The organism is Halobacillus locisalis, assembly GCF_013694105.1.
Lineage (GTDB): Bacteria > Bacillota > Bacilli > Bacillales > Halobacillaceae > Halobacillus > Halobacillus locisalis.
On sequence record NZ_JACEFG010000001.1, the window covers coordinates 38,317 to 56,042 of the forward strand.

14 protein-coding genes and 1 other annotated feature are annotated in these 17,726 nt (G+C 43.1%); of the genes, 7 read left to right on the forward strand and 7 right to left on the reverse strand.

The genetic code is table 11. From position 1 onward, the window contains the following. Positions 1-55: 55 nt before the first annotated feature. The 4 genes from H0266_RS00200 to H0266_RS00215 all read right to left on the reverse strand — a co-directional run bounded on the left by H0266_RS00200 (position 56) and on the right by H0266_RS00215 (position 5,618). A complete protein-coding gene (locus H0266_RS00200; RefSeq protein WP_181470383.1) occupies positions 56-1,231 on the reverse strand; it encodes an acetoin utilization protein AcuC in 1,176 nt (391 codons plus the stop codon). Beyond that, on the reverse strand, positions 1,228-1,875 hold the full coding sequence (locus H0266_RS00205) for an acetoin utilization AcuB family protein (protein ID WP_181470384.1): 648 nt from the start codon (positions 1,873-1,875) through the stop codon (positions 1,228-1,230). Before H0266_RS00205 ends, H0266_RS00200 begins: the two co-directional genes overlap by 4 nt. Before the next feature lie 4 nt (positions 1,876-1,879). After that, on the reverse strand, positions 1,880-2,527 hold the full coding sequence (locus H0266_RS00210) for a GNAT family N-acetyltransferase (protein WP_181470385.1): 648 nt from the start codon (positions 2,525-2,527) through the stop codon (positions 1,880-1,882). 127 nt (positions 2,528-2,654) lie between these two features. Further along, the gene (locus H0266_RS00215) at positions 2,655-5,618 is read right to left on the reverse strand and encodes a transglycosylase domain-containing protein (RefSeq protein ID WP_181470386.1); all 2,964 of its coding nucleotides are present in this window, start codon (positions 5,616-5,618) and stop codon (positions 2,655-2,657) included. Positions 5,619-5,742: 124 nt separating this feature from the next. Continuing rightward, positions 5,743-5,953 (forward strand) — a binding site (T-box leader). Positions 5,954-6,031: 78 nt separating this feature from the next. Here H0266_RS00215 and tyrS point away from each other — a divergent pair. After that, the gene (gene tyrS / locus H0266_RS00220; protein ID WP_181470387.1) at positions 6,032-7,300 is read left to right on the forward strand and encodes a tyrosine--tRNA ligase; all 1,269 of its coding nucleotides are present in this window, start codon (positions 6,032-6,034) and stop codon (positions 7,298-7,300) included. A gap of 223 nt (positions 7,301-7,523) precedes the next feature. Here the strand turns inward: tyrS and rpsD are convergent, their stop codons facing one another. Then, a complete protein-coding gene (gene rpsD, locus H0266_RS00225) occupies positions 7,524-8,126 on the reverse strand; it encodes a 30S ribosomal protein S4 (protein WP_181470388.1) in 603 nt (200 codons plus the stop codon). Positions 8,127-8,499: 373 nt separating this feature from the next. On the opposite strand from rpsD, the gene H0266_RS00230 reads away from it, so the two are divergent. Then, positions 8,500-10,368 carry a diguanylate cyclase domain-containing protein gene (locus tag H0266_RS00230; protein ID WP_181470389.1) on the forward strand — a complete coding sequence of 623 codons (1,869 nt, stop codon included), beginning with the start codon at positions 8,500-8,502 and terminating at the stop codon, positions 10,366-10,368. A gap of 63 nt (positions 10,369-10,431) precedes the next feature. On the opposite strand, the gene H0266_RS00235 is transcribed toward H0266_RS00230, so the two are convergent. Then, entirely contained in the window at positions 10,432-10,911 is a 480-nt protein-coding gene (locus H0266_RS00235) for a GAF domain-containing protein (RefSeq protein WP_181470390.1), read from the reverse strand. A gap of 121 nt (positions 10,912-11,032) precedes the next feature. Here H0266_RS00235 and refZ point away from each other — a divergent pair, with 121 nt between their 5' ends. After that, on the forward strand, positions 11,033-11,635 hold the full coding sequence (refZ, locus tag H0266_RS00240; protein ID WP_181470391.1) for a forespore capture DNA-binding protein RefZ: 603 nt from the start codon (positions 11,033-11,035) through the stop codon (positions 11,633-11,635). Here refZ and hisJ read toward each other — a convergent pair. Then, positions 11,625-12,428 (reverse strand): histidinol-phosphatase HisJ, encoded by an 804-nt coding sequence (hisJ, locus tag H0266_RS00245; protein WP_181470392.1) that lies wholly within the window; start codon positions 12,426-12,428, stop codon positions 11,625-11,627. The genes refZ and hisJ overlap by 11 nt on opposite strands. A gap of 161 nt (positions 12,429-12,589) precedes the next feature. On the opposite strand from hisJ, the gene H0266_RS00250 reads away from it, so the two are divergent. The 4 genes from H0266_RS00250 to thiI all read left to right on the forward strand — a co-directional run bounded on the left by H0266_RS00250 (position 12,590) and on the right by thiI (position 17,703). Beyond that, positions 12,590-14,281, forward strand: coding sequence for a septation ring formation regulator EzrA (locus tag H0266_RS00250; RefSeq protein ID WP_181470393.1), 1,692 nt, complete (start codon positions 12,590-12,592; stop codon positions 14,279-14,281). A gap of 11 nt (positions 14,282-14,292) precedes the next feature. After that, positions 14,293-14,628: a hypothetical protein gene (locus H0266_RS00255; protein ID WP_181470394.1), complete on the forward strand. Its 336-nt coding sequence runs from the start codon at positions 14,293-14,295 to the stop codon at positions 14,626-14,628. 720 nt (positions 14,629-15,348) lie between these two features. Continuing rightward, positions 15,349-16,491 carry a cysteine desulfurase family protein gene (locus tag H0266_RS00260; RefSeq protein ID WP_181470395.1) on the forward strand — a complete coding sequence of 381 codons (1,143 nt, stop codon included), beginning with the start codon at positions 15,349-15,351 and terminating at the stop codon, positions 16,489-16,491. 3 nt (positions 16,492-16,494) lie between these two features. After that, positions 16,495-17,703, forward strand: a complete 1,209-nt coding sequence (gene thiI, locus H0266_RS00265; RefSeq protein ID WP_181470396.1) for a tRNA uracil 4-sulfurtransferase ThiI — start codon at positions 16,495-16,497, stop codon at positions 17,701-17,703. The last annotated feature ends 23 nt before the right edge of the window (positions 17,704-17,726 follow it).

The following is a 17,726-nucleotide window of genomic DNA, read 5'->3' on the forward strand; positions in this document are numbered from 1 at the left end:
GAAGAGAGAGGACGTCAATGGGACGTCCTCTCTTTATATTATTCGTGATTTAATGTCAAAAAGAATTGTTGTACTTCTTTTGACTCGTAATAAGTTGAAGGGCTTTCTCCAGTACCTTGGCATTCTTTTCTGTAATCTCATTCTTACGTGGAATGGAGTCATAGCTGCCTTCAGGGTCATGCCAGTGAGTAGGCAATGTAACTGGAGACTCCTGTTGCCATTTCTTCAACCAGTCCTCAGGCAACGCCCCTTGGAAAGGTTGATCATCAAGCATCACTTTCCATATCTGCGCCCAAGCGCGTGGTACAACTCTCCAAATATCATAGCCTCCTCCACCTAAGGCAATCCATTTACCGTCGCAGTATTGGTGGGCAAGCTGATGGGCTAGCTCTGGGATCCGCTCATAGATCTTCATCGTTGAACATAGGTGGGTAAGTGGGTCCAAAAAATGTGCGTCGGCACCATTTTGTGTAACGATCACATCAGGCTTGAAGAATTCTGTTATTTCTCTGAAAGCGGATTCATAAACATGTAAAAAAGATTCATCCTCTGTAAAGGCATCAATTGGTAGATTGAAAGAATATCCATAGCCTTCCTTCAACCCTCTCTCGTTGACGTTTCCTGTACCAGGGAACAAATACCGACCTGTTTCATGTATCGAAAAGGTGCACACATTCGGATCATCATAAAAAGCCCATTGAACCCCGTCACCGTGGTGGGCATCGGTGTCTACATATAGGACTTTGCAATCGTATTTCTCGCGAAGGTAGCGGATTCCAACAGCTCCGTCATTGTAAATACAAAAGCCGGAAGCTTTCCGCTCAAACCCATGGTGTAATCCACCACCTAAATTTAGCGCGTGATCCACTTGTCCAGACAGGACAGCATCAATAGCAGAGAGGGTGCTACCTACCAGTAAAGAGGAGGCTTCGTGCATATCCTTGAACATGGGGGTATCTTCAGTACCGATTCCATATTCGAGACCTTCCTCTTCTGTTAGAAGTCCTTTACCGGCCTTTTGTACAGCGTTAATATATTTTTTACTATGTGCAAGAGCCAATTCCTCATCTGTTGCGTGACGAGCAGGGATGAGGTCCTTTTGGTGTAATGATCCAGCTGACTCTAATAATTCTTTTGCCAAAATCACGCGCATTTGATTGAAGGGGTGATCGTCTCTAAAGCGATATGTCGTAAAGTCTTCGGAAAATACAAATCCAGATCTACAGCTCATGATGACATCCCTGGCATCTTCGGCCATAAGACTTCATAGCCTTCTGATTTCAAGTCCTCAATGATCGGTAACGGATTCATCGTTTGCAGGCGCACAACGATGATCTTATAACCCGAATCTGGCTTGTATGGATAGATCAAGACTGAGCTAATGTTGACTTTTCGTTTTCCGAATACCTGAGTCACTTGTGGTAACATACCCGGCTTATTTAGAACTTTCACTTCAATCTGAGAGCTTTGTACATGTGTTCCTGTGAGTTGAATCAAAGTATAAAGCATATCTTTCTCTGTTAATATACCGACGAGTTTGTTATTTCGTGTAACAGGCACACTTGCGATTTCTTGCTCGTAGAAAATTGAAGCGACTTCTTCAACAAAGTCTAGCGGGTGCACAGTCGTTACTGGAGTCGTCATAATAGACTCAATCGGGTTCTGTAATTCTTTTTGGTGGGTATCTTTCTCAAAAATCGAGGGGCTCGCGTCTCTGACATCACGGTCTGAGACAATCCCGATTACATGATTCTGTCGATCTACGATAGGAATATGTCGAATGTGGTTTTCGTGGAGTAGTTTCAGAGCTGTTTCTATGGTGGCACTCGCTTCAAGTGTAATCACTTCTGTTTTCATGATTTCTTCAACAACCATAAACTTACCTCCTTGCTTGGCGATATTGATGTCTTGTTAAAAAGCGTAACGTGTCAAATTGCTCAACGGAATCTTCTGACACATGTTTTCCGATTTTAACCATTAAACAGTTGGCAGGGTGAGAGATGATTTCAGGATCATCTGTAGGGGAAGGAGTCAAACCTCCGGCAGCCATCATTTTTTCCATGACTTTGCGGTAATCCCATATGTTCAGTCCTGTGCCCTTCAAGTCCCAGTGCCAATAATACTCAGTAGAAATGACAATGTAATGTTCCATATACTCATCTCTCATCGACACTTCTAATAACCTTGAGCCGATTCTATAACCTCTGAACTGAGGAATGACTTCGATTGCTCCAAGCTCTATGAGGTTTTCCATTTCTCCTTCAGACCATCGCTCTAACGGATCAGGGTGAAGAAAAGTGACATACCCAACGATGTTTTCGTTGTTTCTAGCTATGATAATCCTTCCTTCTTCGAAATCAGCAATGCTTTTGACCGCTTCGAATTGTTTGTCAGCAGGACGAAAAGCTTTAAGTCCCTCATCAAATGTGTAGGGAGCTAATTCCTCCGATGAGAGTGGACCTTCAACCACAACAGGTCCATGTTCAGAATCAAACGCTTCCCTGTAATACGTTTTCTCGTGTTTCATTTATCCACCGCCTCTAGTAGAAAATATTGGCTATTACCCATTATACATCATATTTTTCGATTGTCATGAAAAGAAAAGCTTCGACCAAAATGAGGTCGAAGCTTTTTGTGAAAATAGAGTGATACAGTTAGTTACTGCCTTCATCAGAAGATCCTTCACCATTTCCGGATCCTTCTCCTCCAGAATCATCGTTGCCTTCAGGCTCCGGCTCCGGTTCAGGCTCCGGTTCAGGCTCAGGCTCTGGTTCAGGCTCTGGCTCCGGCTCAGGTTCTGGTTCAGGCTCCGGGTCAGGAGTAGGTTCAGGCTCTGGCTCTGGTGCACCTGGATTCCCGACCGTTGCTGCACCGGATAAACCGGATGATGCCCCGAAGTAGTCAACTGCTCGAACAGCATATATTCCTTCTGCTCCAGAGAAGCTCATAGCATTGTCAACACTACTTCCGACAAGTGAGAATGACCCTCCTGGTACAGAAGCTCTGTACACGCGGTAACCGACAACGTCGTTGCTTGCTGATGGAGACCAGCTCAACGTTGATCCACTAGCTGATACTGTTCCAGGAGTAGCTGGTGCTTGCCCATCATTCGGAACAGACGATGTGGATGAACCAATGCTTCCGGCTGACGGTAGTGCAACATTCGAGAAGCCTCCTGTATTCGGGAGGAGTTCTCTTAGAACAGCAGGGCTCGTATATCCATTTTCTTTCAAGAATTCTGGTTTTAGAGTAACTCCGCCACCATCGATGATGAATTCACGAGGTGTATTAGGTCCGGCAATCGCCATTTGACCTTTCACTTGTACGAAGTCGCCGCCCATTAAGCTATCGTCTACTGTAGTTGGCGCATATTTCGCATTGTAAATATCGCTTCTAGCTAACCCGACAGATGCACAAAGGTCGGAAGCGAGTAAGCCTGAAGTGGCACAATACGAACGTCTTACAAGGCCACCAGGGCTCTGGAAGCCGCTATCTGGAACCATAAGGTCAGGTCGTACTTCAGATACGGCATTGACCACATCCGCCCAGACACCTTGCGTACGGTTACTATAACCTCTGTCCAGTCCTTTATCTTTGTCATATCCAGTCCACATACTTACTGTGACATTCGGGTTCGTAGCGACGAACCAAGAGTCTTTATAATCTTGGGACGTACCCGTTTTACCAGCCCAGTCCACACCAGGATAGCTTAACTGACTACGAACACGGCCAGCCGTTCCGTATTCGAGAACATCTCTCATCATATCAATCATGAGGTAGGCTGTTTGAGGAGAATAGACTTCTGTTTTCTCAGATTCGTGCTGATAAACAGTTTCTCCATCTTTTGTTTCGATTTTTTCGATGATATACGCATCCGTATAACTTCCCATGTTGCCGAACGTTGCATAGGCATTTGTATTCTCTTCTACAGTGAACTCTTTAGCACCTAATGCTAGGGAAGGGATCTCATAATCGACGTCTGAGAATCCGGAGAAGCCCATTTTCTCTAAATAATTTTTGGCAGGGTTCTGCGGCAGTATTTCCACATACTGTTTAACAGCTGGAATGTTGTAAGACCATGCCAGCGCGTAACGTGCAGAAACGAATCCTTTATGGCCACCAGAGTAGTTGTTCACTTCTGTTGATATTCCAGGGTAGGTATAAGGAACGTCCGCGATCACTGTACCAGGCTGCGCAGCCCCCATATCCATACTTGGCCCATAAACAAGGAGCGGCTTGATGGTACTTCCGATGGAGCGGCGTGCGTCTGTAGCGTGATTCAATTGCTCAATATCGAAATCACGTCCGCCGATAAAGCCTAAGATTTTACCAGTTGTATTCTCGATCACCATACTTCCGACTTGAACAGGAAGGGTGACAGGTACTTGCTCACCTGTTTCAGGGTCTGTTTCATACGTCGTTTTATCACGCCCGTAGTTCTGGTATGCGTTTTTGACCTTTTGCATCGTATCGTAAACGGGCTTGTCTATAGTCGAGTGAATTTTATAACCACCAGAACTTAGTTCTCGACGTGCTAGAGTCATATATTCGCCGTTTAACTCTTCATTTTCTTCTAATTCTTGTTCCGTATAACCGTCTTGTTTCGCTAACGTAACTTTCAACACATCTTGTGCTCTTTCTTGAATCTCAGTCGTTAGATAAGGGTATCGGACGAAAGCAGATTCTGTTGACTTGGCTAACGTCTCTTCAGTAACCTCAAACTTCATCGCTGCATCATATTCTTCCTGCGTAATATATTCCGCAGCGAGCATACGCTCTAAAACTTCATGCATACGATCGATACCAGGCTCTAGTCCTTCAGGGGATTTGATTTCTCCGCCATTTGTGAAAGGAGTGTAACCGAAAGGGGATTGTGGTAAACCAGCAATAAAGGCTGATTGAGCTAGATTTAACTCACTGACATCCTTTCCGAAGATTCCTTGAGCGGCTGCTTGCACACCGGCAACGTTTTGGCCGTTTGCATTACGTCCGAAAGGGACAATGTTCAGGTAAGCTTCTAAAATGTCTTCTTTTTCAAAGAAACGTTCGACTCTTAGGGCGAGGAGCATTTCTTTCGCTTTCCGTTCAAACGATACTTCGTTTGTGAGGATCTGGTTCTTTACAAGCTGTTGAGTGAGGGTACTACCACCGGTTTTGACGGAGGAATTTGTCACTTCTTGAACGACCGCACGCATAATCGCTTTGGGTACGACTCCTTTGTGCTCATCAAAGTACTCGTCCTCGGTCGCGACGACAGCATTCTTTAAGTGACTGCTCACGTCTTCCAGTTTGATTTCCTCTCGGTAAAGGTCAGATTGGACTTTCCCGAGCATTGTATTCTGATCACTAAAATACATCTCAGATGTTTCTGAGTAGTTGTAAATGTTTTGTGTCATCTCTTCTTTGCTTTCTATCGGTTGATCTTTGACAAGGGATGCGAAATACCCTGCGCCGACACCACCGGCAAAGAAAAGACCAATGACGCCTATGATGATAAAGAACAAAACAATATTCCATACGACATCATACGTGATTCTTGAACTCTTCTGCAGTGTTCCTTTTTGCCAAAAAGATTTCATATCCAGTTTATTTCGACCATTTTTTTGGTTATTAGACATTATCATACCCCCTAAAAAATCCACTCACAATTATAACACACGAGAAGGGGTTAGGACATATTTCCAATGAATTATCTAGTTGCTTTTTTTGATGAGGTGTGGTAAATATAGTACATAGTTTCATAAGCGTGCGTTGAAGGATTGCAGTAAAAATACAAATCCCTGGCTAAGAGAACTGACGGATGGTGCAAGTCAGTGCATATTTGTTTTTGAAGTACGATCTGGAGCGGATCTTCTGGTATGAATCAGAAGACGGCTTAATGTAGCCGTTATCGATACAAGTGGCGCTTTCAAGCGCAACAAGGGTGGTACCGCGAATAGACCTCGTCCCTTTTCAGGGGATGAGGTCTATTTTTTTATCCTTTTATCGATAATTACGGCAAGAAAAAAAGTGAAAATTGAGGGGTGTCAAGATGGATGTACTAAAAGATTTACAAGAACGTGGGTTAGTTAACCAAATTACAGATGAAGAGGGTCTCGCCAAGCATTTACGTGAAAAACAAGTCACGTTATACTGCGGGTTCGATCCAACAGCGGACAGTTTGCACATCGGGCATTTGCTACCTGTCTTAATGCTGAAACGATTTCAGAAAGCCGGACACCGTCCTATCGCGTTAGTCGGCGGAGGGACAGGTATGATCGGTGACCCGAGTGGTCGATCAACAGAAAGACAGTTGAACTCCGAAGAAGTCGTTCATGGGTTCAGTGAAAGTATCAAAAAACAACTTGCTAAGATTCTCAACTTCGATGAAGGGGAAAATGCAGCGGTTGCTCGTAACAACCACGAGTGGTTGTCTCAAATGACGATTATTGATTTTCTCAGAGACACAGGAAAGCATTTCGGAATCAATTACATGCTAGCAAAGGATTCTGTAGAGTCCAGAATCGAACATGGCATCAGTTTCACTGAATTTACGTACATGATACTACAGTCACTTGACTTCCAACAGCTTCACGAAAAAGAGAACTGTACGTTGCAAATTGGTGGAAGCGATCAATGGGGGAACATTACAGCTGGGCTCGAATTGTTAAGACGTACGGCTGCCGGTGAAAAAGAGGTAGAAGCTTACGGCTTGACCGTTCCATTGATTACAAAAGCGGACGGTTCTAAATTCGGAAAGACAGCGGGTGGCGCCATTTGGCTAGATCCGGAAAAAACGACGCCGTACGAGTTTTACCAGTTCTGGATCAATGCAGATGATCGGGATGTAATCAAGTTCTTGAAGTCCTTTACATTCTTGGAGATGGATGAAATTGCGGAACTTGAAAAAGAAGTGAAGGAACAGCCGGAGAAGCGTGTCGCTCAACGACGACTGGCAGAAGAAATGACGAAGCTTGTTCACAATGACGAAGCTTTAGCGCAGGCTGAACGAATCACGGAAGCTTTATTCAGTGGGGATATCAAGTCTCTTACGGGTGATGAAATCGAGCAAGGATTCAAAGATGTACCTGCTTTCATTTCTGAGGAGAAAGAACCTCAATTGCTTCAGCTTTTAGTAGATGCCGGAATCGCGTCATCAAAACGCCAGGCGAGGGAAGACATCTCGAATGGTGCCGTTTACATCAATGGAGAGCGAAACCAAGATCTTAAGCACACAATCTCAGATGAAGATCGAATTGAAGATCGATTTATGATCATTCGTCGCGGTAAGAAAAAATACTTTTTGATTCGTTTTCAATAATTTGGAGCCTCAACCTATTTAGGTTGAGGCTTTGTTTGTATGATTGCTTAATTGTGGAGTCGAATACTTTAGTTTCCATGTAGGTTTCTCAAGTTGTGATGTCGAATTCTCTAATTAGGTTGTCGAATTCTTAAATTACGATGTCGAATCCCTAAATAGCACACTCATGACCTCTTTTTATACACAAAAAAACCGCCGTTCAGGACGGCGGTTTTCAAATCTATTAACGAGAGTAGAATTCAACGATAAGAGCTTCGTTGATTTCAGAAGGAAGTTCCGCACGCTCAGGGAAACGAGAGTACGTACCTTCACGCTTGTCTTCGTCGAACGTCAAGTATTCAGGAACGAAGTTATTTACTTCGATCGCTTCTTCTACAACGTTCAGTTTTTGAGATTTTTCACGAAGGCTGATCGTTTGACCAGGTGCTACGCGGTAAGATGGAATGTCAACGCGACCACCATCTACAGTTACGTGACCGTGAGTAACTAGCTGACGAGCTTGGCTGCGCGTACGAGCTAGACCTAGACGGTACACTAGGTTGTCTAGACGAGATTCAAGAAGGATCATGAAGTTCTCACCATGGATACCTTTCATGTTACCAGCTTGGTCGAATAGACGACGGAATTGACGTTCAGTCAATCCGTACATGAAACGAAGCTTCTGCTTCTCTTGAAGCTGAAGACCGAATTCAGATAGTTTTTTACGTTGGTTTGGACCATGTTGTCCAGGAGCGTAAGGGCGCTTTTCAAGTTCCTTACCAGTTCCGCTTAAAGAAATACCATAACGACGTGATTTTTTCCAGGTTGGACCTGTATAACGTGCCATTGGGATTTCCTCCTTTATTATTTTATTTTGCATAAAATAAGAACCGTGTGTCCTCGTTCCGATGCTCATTATGTTTTCATGCACCATCGCTCCAGCAGCAGAGAGTTACACGATGCACCTCTTCGTTGAGGAACAAAATGAATACAACGGCGGCTCACATAGGCTGCCATTTATTTTACACAACGAATAGTATAATCTTTTTATGAAGTTACGTCAAGGCACATTCCAAAAACGTAAGGTTTCTTTTTAAAAGAAATGAGGTAGTAATAAGAAAAATGAAAAATTTACATATTAGTAGTCGTTTCGATGTGTAAAGTAGTGGTACAATAGACTCAATCAATAGTCGGAGAAAAGAAAGGTGAGGTTACTGGTCATGCAATTATATAGTAAAGAAACAATCCAACACCTACAAGCCCGTGTGTTTGAGTTATTTACAACAGAATCTACACACACCTTCGAGAAGTTTATTGATCTTCTCTCTATTGAAATTCAACAATTCCTTCAAATAGATGGTTGTGTCATATACTTGCTGAATGAATGGGAGGAAGTTTTCCAGTTAAGAGCAGGGGACTCTTATGAAGGTTTGACGTTGCATGATCATGTCTCAGCTACAGATATCTCATGGGAAGAATCCACCTTATGGTATAAGAACGAGCCCTTTAATCCCTACAAAAAAACAAGTATTCCTTATGTGAAGTCGTCATCCATCCCTCTAATGGATAAGGAAAAGATATATGGATTCTTGCTTCTTTCTCAACAAGTGCTGGGAGAGTTCGATCACCATTTACTGAACTCAATCATTGAAGAAGTGAGCAAAGCTATACATAAAATCCGCGTCCTTTATTCAGCTTTTGAGGAAAAGCGTAAATATGAATCTCTGTATAAAGGAACGTCTTTGTTTCATTCTTCCAACAAGAGTGATGAAGTGCTTGAGAAAGTGATTGAAACGTTACGAAACGTTTATCCCCAATTTAATTATTATTTATTGCTATCCCAAGATTATGCACCTTCATCGGAGCTTCCTATTAAGAACCTATCTTATGAAAAAGATAATGCCTCACAAGCGAGTACACAAGCTTACTTATTGGGCGAAATGCAGATGGAATATCAAACCCAGGAGGGTCAATCTATTTTGTACGCTCCTTTAAAGGGGAAGCAGGGTGTTTACGGTGTGCTTCAAGTTGTCTCGGATCATGCTCTTTACTTTCCGGAAACGTATGTGGAGTTTTTCGATTTACTCTCTCAGGACGCCGGGAAAGCACTTGAGAATGCTCAATTGTATCAGCAGTCAAGAAGGTTGAACAGCGACCTGCAATTGATTAATTCTACATCAAAGCACCTCAATTCGACGATGAGGCTTACAGAGAAAATCACCTACATGGCGGATCGAATCGATCAATCCTTTCAAGCAGATGAAGTAGGGTTCATCATTTTTGAAGATGATACACACTCCGACTTTACCATTTCGGAGGGAAGTTCCGCTTTTTTTAATATAAAAGATTCGAGAACCTTTATAGAACGTATTGATCGGACATTCATGAGAGAGGAAGAAGCGGTTTTCATTGGGGATTTGTCTTCTAAGTGGGAGGGACATTGTCCATTTCGATCGTTGATGGCGGTTCCTATGAAGGATCAGGAATATTTAGATGGACTAGCCATTGTTGTGCACAGGGATCCTTATTATTTTAGCTTTGAATCTTTTAAGTTGCTACAGTCGCTTGTTCATCATTCGACACTTGCCTTTGCCAACTCTATGCTACATGAAGAATTAGAAAGGACGATCATCACGGATTATCTAACAAAGCTGCATTCTCGGAATTATCTCGATCAACAAGTAGAAGAGCACCTTAAGCAGGATGAGAACGGTCATTTCTTGCTTTTTGACATAGATAACTTCAAGCGGGTCAATGATACACATGGTCACCAAGTCGGGGATGCGGTAATTTGTCAGGTTGCGGATATTATTCAAACCATCATCGCCAACCAAGGCTTGGCTGCTCGTTGGGGTGGAGAAGAGTTAGCTGTGTATCTCCCATCGATGTCCTTTGAGGAGGCCCACGCATTGGCAGAATTAGTACGAAACTCAGTCTCGGAGCAGTCGTGCCCACCTGTAACGGTTTCCTGCGGATTAGCGTCATGGGACTCGGTCCACTTATTGGACGTGAAACAAATGGTTAAGCAAGCGGATCAAGCGCTTTATGTAGCGAAAGAATTTGGAAAAAATAGAATTGTTAAAGCATAATGTCTTGAATTAATCCTGAAAAAAACTCTCTTCCGCAATTGGAAGAGAGTTTTTTTAGGTAAATTAAATGAAGGGCTGCAATGTTTCTACGAATTTCGTTAAATACAATTCGTCTTCTTCATCAAATCGATCTTTAGAAGGACTATCAATATCTAACACTCCGTAGATTTCTCCATCTTTGAAAATAGGGACGACAATTTCAGCTTGAGATGCAGCGTCACATGCGATGTGGCCTGGGAAAGCATGAACGTCAGCTATACGTTGTACTTTTCCTTCTGAAACAGCTGTTCCGCATACGCCTTTTCCAGATGGAATTCTCACGCAAGCCGGGAGCCCTTGAAACGGACCTAGAACGAGTTGGTCCTGTTTCCACAAGTAGAAGCCTACCCAGTTCACGTCATTTAAGAATTGATTGAGTAGGGAAGAAGCATTGGATAGGTTAGCAATAGCATCTGGTTCATCTTCGAGCAAAGCCTTCAATTGCTTAAGCAAGAGCTCATAGCTTTCCTTTTTGTTGCCTGAATAAGTCATTTGTTGAAACATGGTATATTCCTCCTTACATAGTATCCGACAAAAGATTTAGGAAAATGTCGGGATTTGGTGCACGATTACTAGCAGGATTTCCCCTAAAGATGAAGAACTGTTTTGTTGAGGGGGAAAAATAATGAACCGACAGAACGCAACACGGGATAAAGTGCTGAATGTAGCCTGCCGACTGTTTTACAGCCAAGGATTCAATGGGACATCCGTTCGGGATATTGCAAAAACAGCAGACGTGAACGTGTCTTTAATTCATTATTACTTCAAGAGTAAACAAGGACTATTCGAATCGCTTGCTGTCAACTACTTCGAACCTTATCTGGAAATCCTGGATAGTGAAGCAGAATCTGACTTGAGCTTAGGGATAGAACCTTTAGTGAAAAAAATTCTACATTATAAACAAAGCCATTATCAACTATCTTGTTTAGTTTACAGAGAACTTTCACTAAATACCGTCTTTGCAAAAGAGATGCTCGTCACGTATGTGGCAAAAGAAAATCATTTGTTCCATCGCATTTTGTTTAATAAGAAATCGCGAGTCGAGGTGACTTTCAAGGAACAGTTATGCCTGATGCAATTGAAAGGTTTGCTCAATGCCCCCTTCACGATGCCGCATGAATGGAATGATTCTTTTGCAACAGAATCATCTGTTGAGCACTTTGTCAAAGTTTATAGTGAGTTGATGGCTAAGCAGCAAACGGTTCAATTATTAAGCGCTAACCTTTAAGGAAGGACGGTGCTAAATGCTCGTGTCCTTGGAATAAGTCAGTTGCCTGATGGGCATCTGACCCATAAATGAGAGGGATCCCTATTGCTTGTGCCTGCTCTGCAATATCCATTGTAGGGTAGGTTTCTTTGCAATGGGGCTTTTTTGTTCCTGCCCCGTTATAGTCTAAGGATAGCCCTTTTTCATTAACAGCTTTCAGAACTTTCGTGGCTTCTTTTTCCCAATTGTCTGGAGAGGGATAAAGTTTATTGAATTTCCGAATCAGTGTCATGTGCCCGATTCGGTTCGGCTTCCAATATCCGAGGTCTGCTTCTACCGAGGATCTGACTGCATCGAAATATGCTTGATAGATCAGTTGGCTGGACCCGAAATCATGGAGGGCATCTTTGAACATGTGCGGGCTGAAATCTATACAGTACCAACCACGGCTTGCTTTAAGGAAATGAACGGATAAGATACCATCGTCGAGTTCTGGACCATACTGGTTCAGAAATTGTTCGGTTTCTTTTTCGTATCCACTGATATAGTCGATTTCGAATCCAACGGAGATATCCAATTCCTTTTGATATTCTTTTTTCAATGCTTGGATACTTTCAATGTATGGTTCTACATCCTTGCGATCCATTCCGCTATCCTTATCAGGAACGGGGTCATCAAACGATACCGGAAGTGGGGCATGCTCTGTAAATGTCATCGACGTGTACCCGATTCCGATCGCGCGTTCTATATACGATTTTAGTGAATCACTTGTACCATGGGGGCAATAAGGAGAGTGAATGTGTCCATCAATCATGAGCGAATCCTCCTTGTTCTTTGAATAATTTGTCAACGAGTTGATAAATTTGAAATATTTTAGCCAAAATTGCTATTTACATGGTATCATAATAAGCAATAAATCATTATTTTCGGAACTTTATTTATCCGTTGAGCGTGTATCTTGTAAGGAGGCTATTTATGAAGTACGTCATTGGGGGTATCTTGCTACTTATCGTGCTGTTCATCGTAGGACTGATTTGGCGTAAACGTGTCTATGATGAAGTGGATCGCTTGGAAAGCTGGAAGATGGACATTATGAACCGAAGAGTGACGGACGAGCTCTCGAAGGTCAAAAGCTTAAACCTTTCAGGTGAGACACAGGAAAAGTTCGAGGCGTGGCGAAACCGTTGGGATCAAATTTTGACAAAAGAATTGCCGGAATTAGAAGAAGACTTATTTGATGCAGAAGAAGCAGCGGATAAGTACCAGTGGAATCGAGTGAAGAAGGTCATTGCACACACGGAAGGTAAATTAGAGGGAATCGAACAGAACATTAAGGCGATGTTTGATGAGTTGGAGGTTCTATTGAATTCAGAGGAAAGCAGTCGTCTTGAAATGGAGTCGATTCAACCTGAACTTAAGGAATTGTCTAAAACATTGATTCAAAGCCGCCATCAATTCAGCCGAGCAGTTCATGTATATGAGCGCAGAGTGGCTGAACTCCAGGCGCAATTGTCGGACTATGAACAATTGACCGACCAAGGAGATTATTTGGAAGCGAATGAATTAGCTCAGAGAACTAGGGAAGAAGTGGTTAAGCTTAAAACAGACGTGGAACGCTTTCCTTTGTTCTACAAAAAAGCAAACTCTGAGTTACCTGACCAATTGAAGGAACTGACGAGCGGACTCGAGGAGATGGAACAGGAAGGGTATCGGGTTTCCCAGTTTGAGTTTTTGCCTGAGATACATAACTTTGAGCGGTCATTGAGCACGATGGTAGCGAAGTTAGAGCAAGGGGATCAAGAAGACGTCGAGAAAGAATTGACCGAAATGGAAAACCGAGTCCAGGAGATGTATCAGTTGCTGGAAAAAGAAGCTATTGCTCATAACTATGTAGAAAAGCAGTACGGACCTTTAAAATCACAACTCGATGAGCTGGATTATGTTTTAGAACTTACCGAGAAGGAAATAGAAGAAATACAATACACGTACCAATTGGATGAAAAGGATATTGAAACATATCGAAGTTTGAAAACCCTTTACAATCAATTGAAGAAACGATTATCTCTAGTCTATGACAAACGACAAGATGGGCAAACCTCATTCGTAGAACTAAGAGAAGAGCTCGAGCGAACTCAAGAGCAGATGAAAGAATTAAAAGAGAAACAAAAGTTCTTCAGTGAAAATGTTCAAGCGGTTAGAAAAGATGAACGCGAAGCGATTGACAAACTTTCAAGTATGGAACAGTTGCTTTTAGATACTCACCGCCGTTTGAAGCGCAGCAATCTCCCTGGTATTCCACATTCTCTTTACGAAGACATGAAGGAAGCCAGTGATCGCATTGACGATGTATTTCAATGTCTTGATCAACAACCGCTTGATATGGCGACAGTTTCAAGGAAGCTGGAAGAGTCTGTTGAATTAACAGAAAAGCTGCATGAACGTGCCGATCAAACAATGGAAACAGCAGAATTCGCGGAACGCGTCATTCAGTATGCCAACCGCTATCGAAGTCAGCACCCATTGCTTGCAGCTAAATTGTTAGAAGCAGAAGCAGAGTTCAGGTCATACCGTTATGATTCCGCATTGAAGTTAGCTGGCAATGCTTTGAATGAAGTTGATCCAAAAGCCTTCTCGCGTATTGAAGAGAAAGAGCAAGTACTCGCTTAGGAAGTGTTAACATGAAAAAATGGGGACTCATTGGATTAGGCGTTTTCACCTCGTTGATTTGGGTGGCCGTTATCGTAGTTTTAATAACCCCACCAAGCACTAGTCATCTAGCAGAATCACATAGCCTGTCCTTAGAGCCATATCATTCTGAAAAAACCATATCAGAGGAACGGTTGACCGCTCATTTCATGAATGGTGAAGCCGTTGATCGTGAAGCTGATACCATCTTTGGTAAACGGGTTATAACAAGAAACTGGGTAGAAGATATGCAAGAGGATGGAAAGCTCAGTATCGACACGATTCTGGACTCATTGGAACTTGAATCGCCGTCACCAGATAATAGTTAAACAAGAAAGGGCCACCTGGACAGGTGGCCCTTTTCAGTGTGTCTTCAAAAGCTACTTTCGGTTCTTCCAAGTCTAGAAGGGGCCGGTGGCGTGGAAACGACTCCCTTTCCGCAGGAGGCTGTGAGCGTCTTCGACCGCTTCACGGCCTGCGGAATCTCACCCAAGCCTCAGAATCCTGCAGGAGTGTCGCGGTTTCCACGCCACCTTGCGAGAGGGAGTGTGTACCTCTAGAGATCCTCTGCGAAAAGGACTGTTACGGAGAAGCGCACATTGTTTGGCAAGGTTCTGTTTCCGCTATTTGTAGCGTAGTGGGATGGAAAACGGAGAGACTCCCGCGGGAGAAGACTAAAGGAAGACCCCACAGAGAGTGTTAACGAACGACTCGCTTGCCGGCTCCCCCGCAGGAAAGCGAGTCGTTTTCCACCCCCACGGTATTCTTATATGATCTAACAGAATCGTTACATAGACTTCTTCAACAGGCTGAACAGTAAGGGGAAAAGCCCCTATTGTAGTTTCACTTTATCCCGCCTTAACTAGCCGTAATCCTACCACTTCCATAGTTGAAGGCAGAGTGAGGGGGTGGTGGTAGGAAACGGCAAGTAAAGGCCCGATTGGTTCAACTAACAATAAGGGAAAAAGCCCCCTTATTGTAGTTTCACTTTATATAAATGGTATGATAGTATAGTGGTTTGGAATTTCAAGAAAAGGAGACCAAAACCCATGATTTATTTAGATAATAGTGCCACGACTCATCCACATGAAGAAGTTCTTCGAAGCTATCAGAAAGTAGCGGATGTCTATTATGCTAATCCATCTTCCGTTCACCGCTTCGGTAGTGAAGTAGAACGTTTGCTGCAACAATCAAGAACCCAGGCCGCTCAGTTGTTCGGTGTACATTCACGAGAAGTGATCTTCACATCTGGAGGTACAGAGGGGAACAATATGGCGATCAAAGGTATTGCGTTTATGCATCAAAATAGAGGGAAGCATATGATCACGTCTTCCGTTGAACATCCATCTGTGATGGAAGCATTTCGTGCACTTGAGTCCTTGGGTTTTGAGGTGACCTATCTTCCGGTTGACTCAGAGGGAAAGGTTCAACCTTCTGATGTATCGGATGCGATGAGAAAAGATACGATTCTTGTGAGTATCATGTCTGTAAATAATGAGCTTGGTACGATTCAACCTATACGAGAAATAGGACAGATTGTACGTCCATTTCCAAAGGCATTTTTCCATGTGGACCATGTTCAAGGACTTGGTAAAATAGATTTGCCTATAAAAGAATATGCTATCGACCTTTGCACGGTATCCGGACATAAGATTCATGGTCTGAAGGGTACAGGTGCATTGATCGTTCAAAATAACGTATCTCTGTTTCCATTACTTCACGGAGGAGGGCAAGAGCTTGAAGCACGTGCTGGAACGGAGAACCTTGCAGGGAACGTTGCTTTTGTCAAAGCGCTTCGCTTACTATTAGAGAAGAAAGAAGATAAACGGGCGCATATGTCTTCGCTCCGTAATCAATTGTGGCATGACTTAATTGAGAATCAACAGGTCGTCATCAATTCACCGAAGAACGGTGCGCCTCATATCCTCAATTTCTCCGTGCCTGGTTATCGACCAGAAGTGATGATCCATGCATTAGGGGAGGAAGATATCTTCATCTCTACGAAATCTGCTTGTTCGTCGAAAGAACCTGATGTAAGTGCTATTCTTCAGGCATGTGGATTAAACAGCGACCGTACTACTTCTGCTTTACGAGTCAGTTTTTCTTACGAAAATACGGAAGATGAATTAAGGACTTTCGTACAAACCCTGAATTCGAAGATTGAAAAATTACAAGCAACGATGGGGCGATAAATCATGAATTTCGATCATATATTAATTCGATACGGCGAGATGGCCTTGAAAGGGAAAAACCGTCGTTCGTTTGAACAAAAATTACAAAGAAATCTCATAAGAAAGTTAAAAGCTTATCCAGCTACGAAGATTAAAAAAACGAAGGACCGGATGTACGTTCTCTTAAACGGAGAAGATCCTCATGAAGTGATGGAAATATGCCGAAAGGTCTTCGGTATTCACAGTCTAAGTTTTGCTGTGAAGGTGGAAAAGTCTGAAGAACAGCTGAAAGAAGCGGTGCTCCTTGCATTTAACGATGCTAAAGGGGCTCGTACGTTCAAAATATCGGCCAAACGGTCAGACAAAGAGTTTCCGATTCCTTCACAAGAGTTGAATCCCCTTCTTGGCGGTCACATTCTTCAAAATACGGAGGGTGTGACGGTAGATGTGCACCACCCGGATGTAGAAATCAAGGTGGAAGTAAGAAATGATGCCGCCTATATCACCGCTCAAGATTACCCTGGAGCGGGTGGACTTCCTGTAGGTACAACGGGGCAGTCGCTTCTTATGCTCTCAGGTGGAATTGATAGCCCTGTAGCCGGCTATTTGACGATGAAACGAGGAGTGGATCTCGAGGCGATTCATTTTCACTCTCCACCTTATACGAGTGAAAGGTCTAAGCAAAAGGTTATTGACTTAGCTGAACAGCTGTCTAATTATGGCAACTCGATTAAGGTTCACGTGGTTCCGTTTACGGAGATCCAACAGAAAATAGCCCGGGAAATGCCTGAAGGTTACAGCATGACGATAACGAGGCGGATGATGATGCGTCTGAGTGAAAAGTTAGCGGACCAACGAGGGATCTTATCCCTTACAACAGGAGAGAGTTTGGGGCAAGTCGCCAGTCAGACAATGGAAAGTATGAGTGCGATCAATGACGTGACAAACTATCCGATTATAAGGCCGCTCGTTGCGATGGATAAGTTGGAGATTATTGATGTATCTAGAAAAATTGATACGTATGGCATTTCCATTCGTCCTTATGAAGATTGTTGTACCGTCTTTGTTCCAAAAGCACCTAAAACAAAACCAACTAAAGAAAACGCTAATTACTATGAATCAAGCGTTGATTTCTCCCAAGATTTAGATAAAGCGTTAGCGGAAACTTACACGATAGAATTACAGGATGGAAAACGTCTTCATCAAGAGGATGAATTCAAGGATTTATTCTGAAAATAGACCGTTCCACATTTATG

What these genes read in the sequence shown, in the direction of transcription:
- H0266_RS00255 (WP_181470394.1), top strand. Translation starts at nt 14,293, where the DNA reads ATGAAAAAATGGGGACTCATTGGATTAGGCGTTTTCACCTCGTTGATT.
- tyrS (WP_181470387.1), top strand. Translation starts at nt 6,032, where the DNA reads ATGGATGTACTAAAAGATTTACAAGAACGTGGGTTAGTTAACCAAATT.
- refZ (WP_181470391.1), top strand. Translation starts at nt 11,033, where the DNA reads ATGAACCGACAGAACGCAACACGGGATAAAGTGCTGAATGTAGCCTGC.
- H0266_RS00250 (WP_181470393.1), top strand. Translation starts at nt 12,590, where the DNA reads ATGAAGTACGTCATTGGGGGTATCTTGCTACTTATCGTGCTGTTCATC.
- H0266_RS00205 (WP_181470384.1), bottom strand. Translation starts at nt 1,875, where the DNA reads ATGGTTGTTGAAGAAATCATGAAAACAGAAGTGATTACACTTGAAGCG.
- H0266_RS00215 (WP_181470386.1), bottom strand. Translation starts at nt 5,618, where the DNA reads ATGTCTAATAACCAAAAAAATGGTCGAAATAAACTGGATATGAAATCT.
- H0266_RS00210 (WP_181470385.1), bottom strand. Translation starts at nt 2,527, where the DNA reads ATGAAACACGAGAAAACGTATTACAGGGAAGCGTTTGATTCTGAACAT.
- H0266_RS00200 (WP_181470383.1), bottom strand. Translation starts at nt 1,231, where the DNA reads ATGAGCTGTAGATCTGGATTTGTATTTTCCGAAGACTTTACGACATAT.
- thiI (WP_181470396.1), top strand. Translation starts at nt 16,495, where the DNA reads ATGAATTTCGATCATATATTAATTCGATACGGCGAGATGGCCTTGAAA.
- rpsD (WP_181470388.1), bottom strand. Translation starts at nt 8,126, where the DNA reads ATGGCACGTTATACAGGTCCAACCTGGAAAAAATCACGTCGTTATGGT.
- hisJ (WP_181470392.1), bottom strand. Translation starts at nt 12,428, where the DNA reads ATGATTGATGGACACATTCACTCTCCTTATTGCCCCCATGGTACAAGT.
- H0266_RS00235 (WP_181470390.1), bottom strand. Translation starts at nt 10,911, where the DNA reads ATGTTTCAACAAATGACTTATTCAGGCAACAAAAAGGAAAGCTATGAG.
- H0266_RS00230 (WP_181470389.1), top strand. Translation starts at nt 8,500, where the DNA reads ATGCAATTATATAGTAAAGAAACAATCCAACACCTACAAGCCCGTGTG.
- H0266_RS00260 (WP_181470395.1), top strand. Translation starts at nt 15,349, where the DNA reads ATGATTTATTTAGATAATAGTGCCACGACTCATCCACATGAAGAAGTT.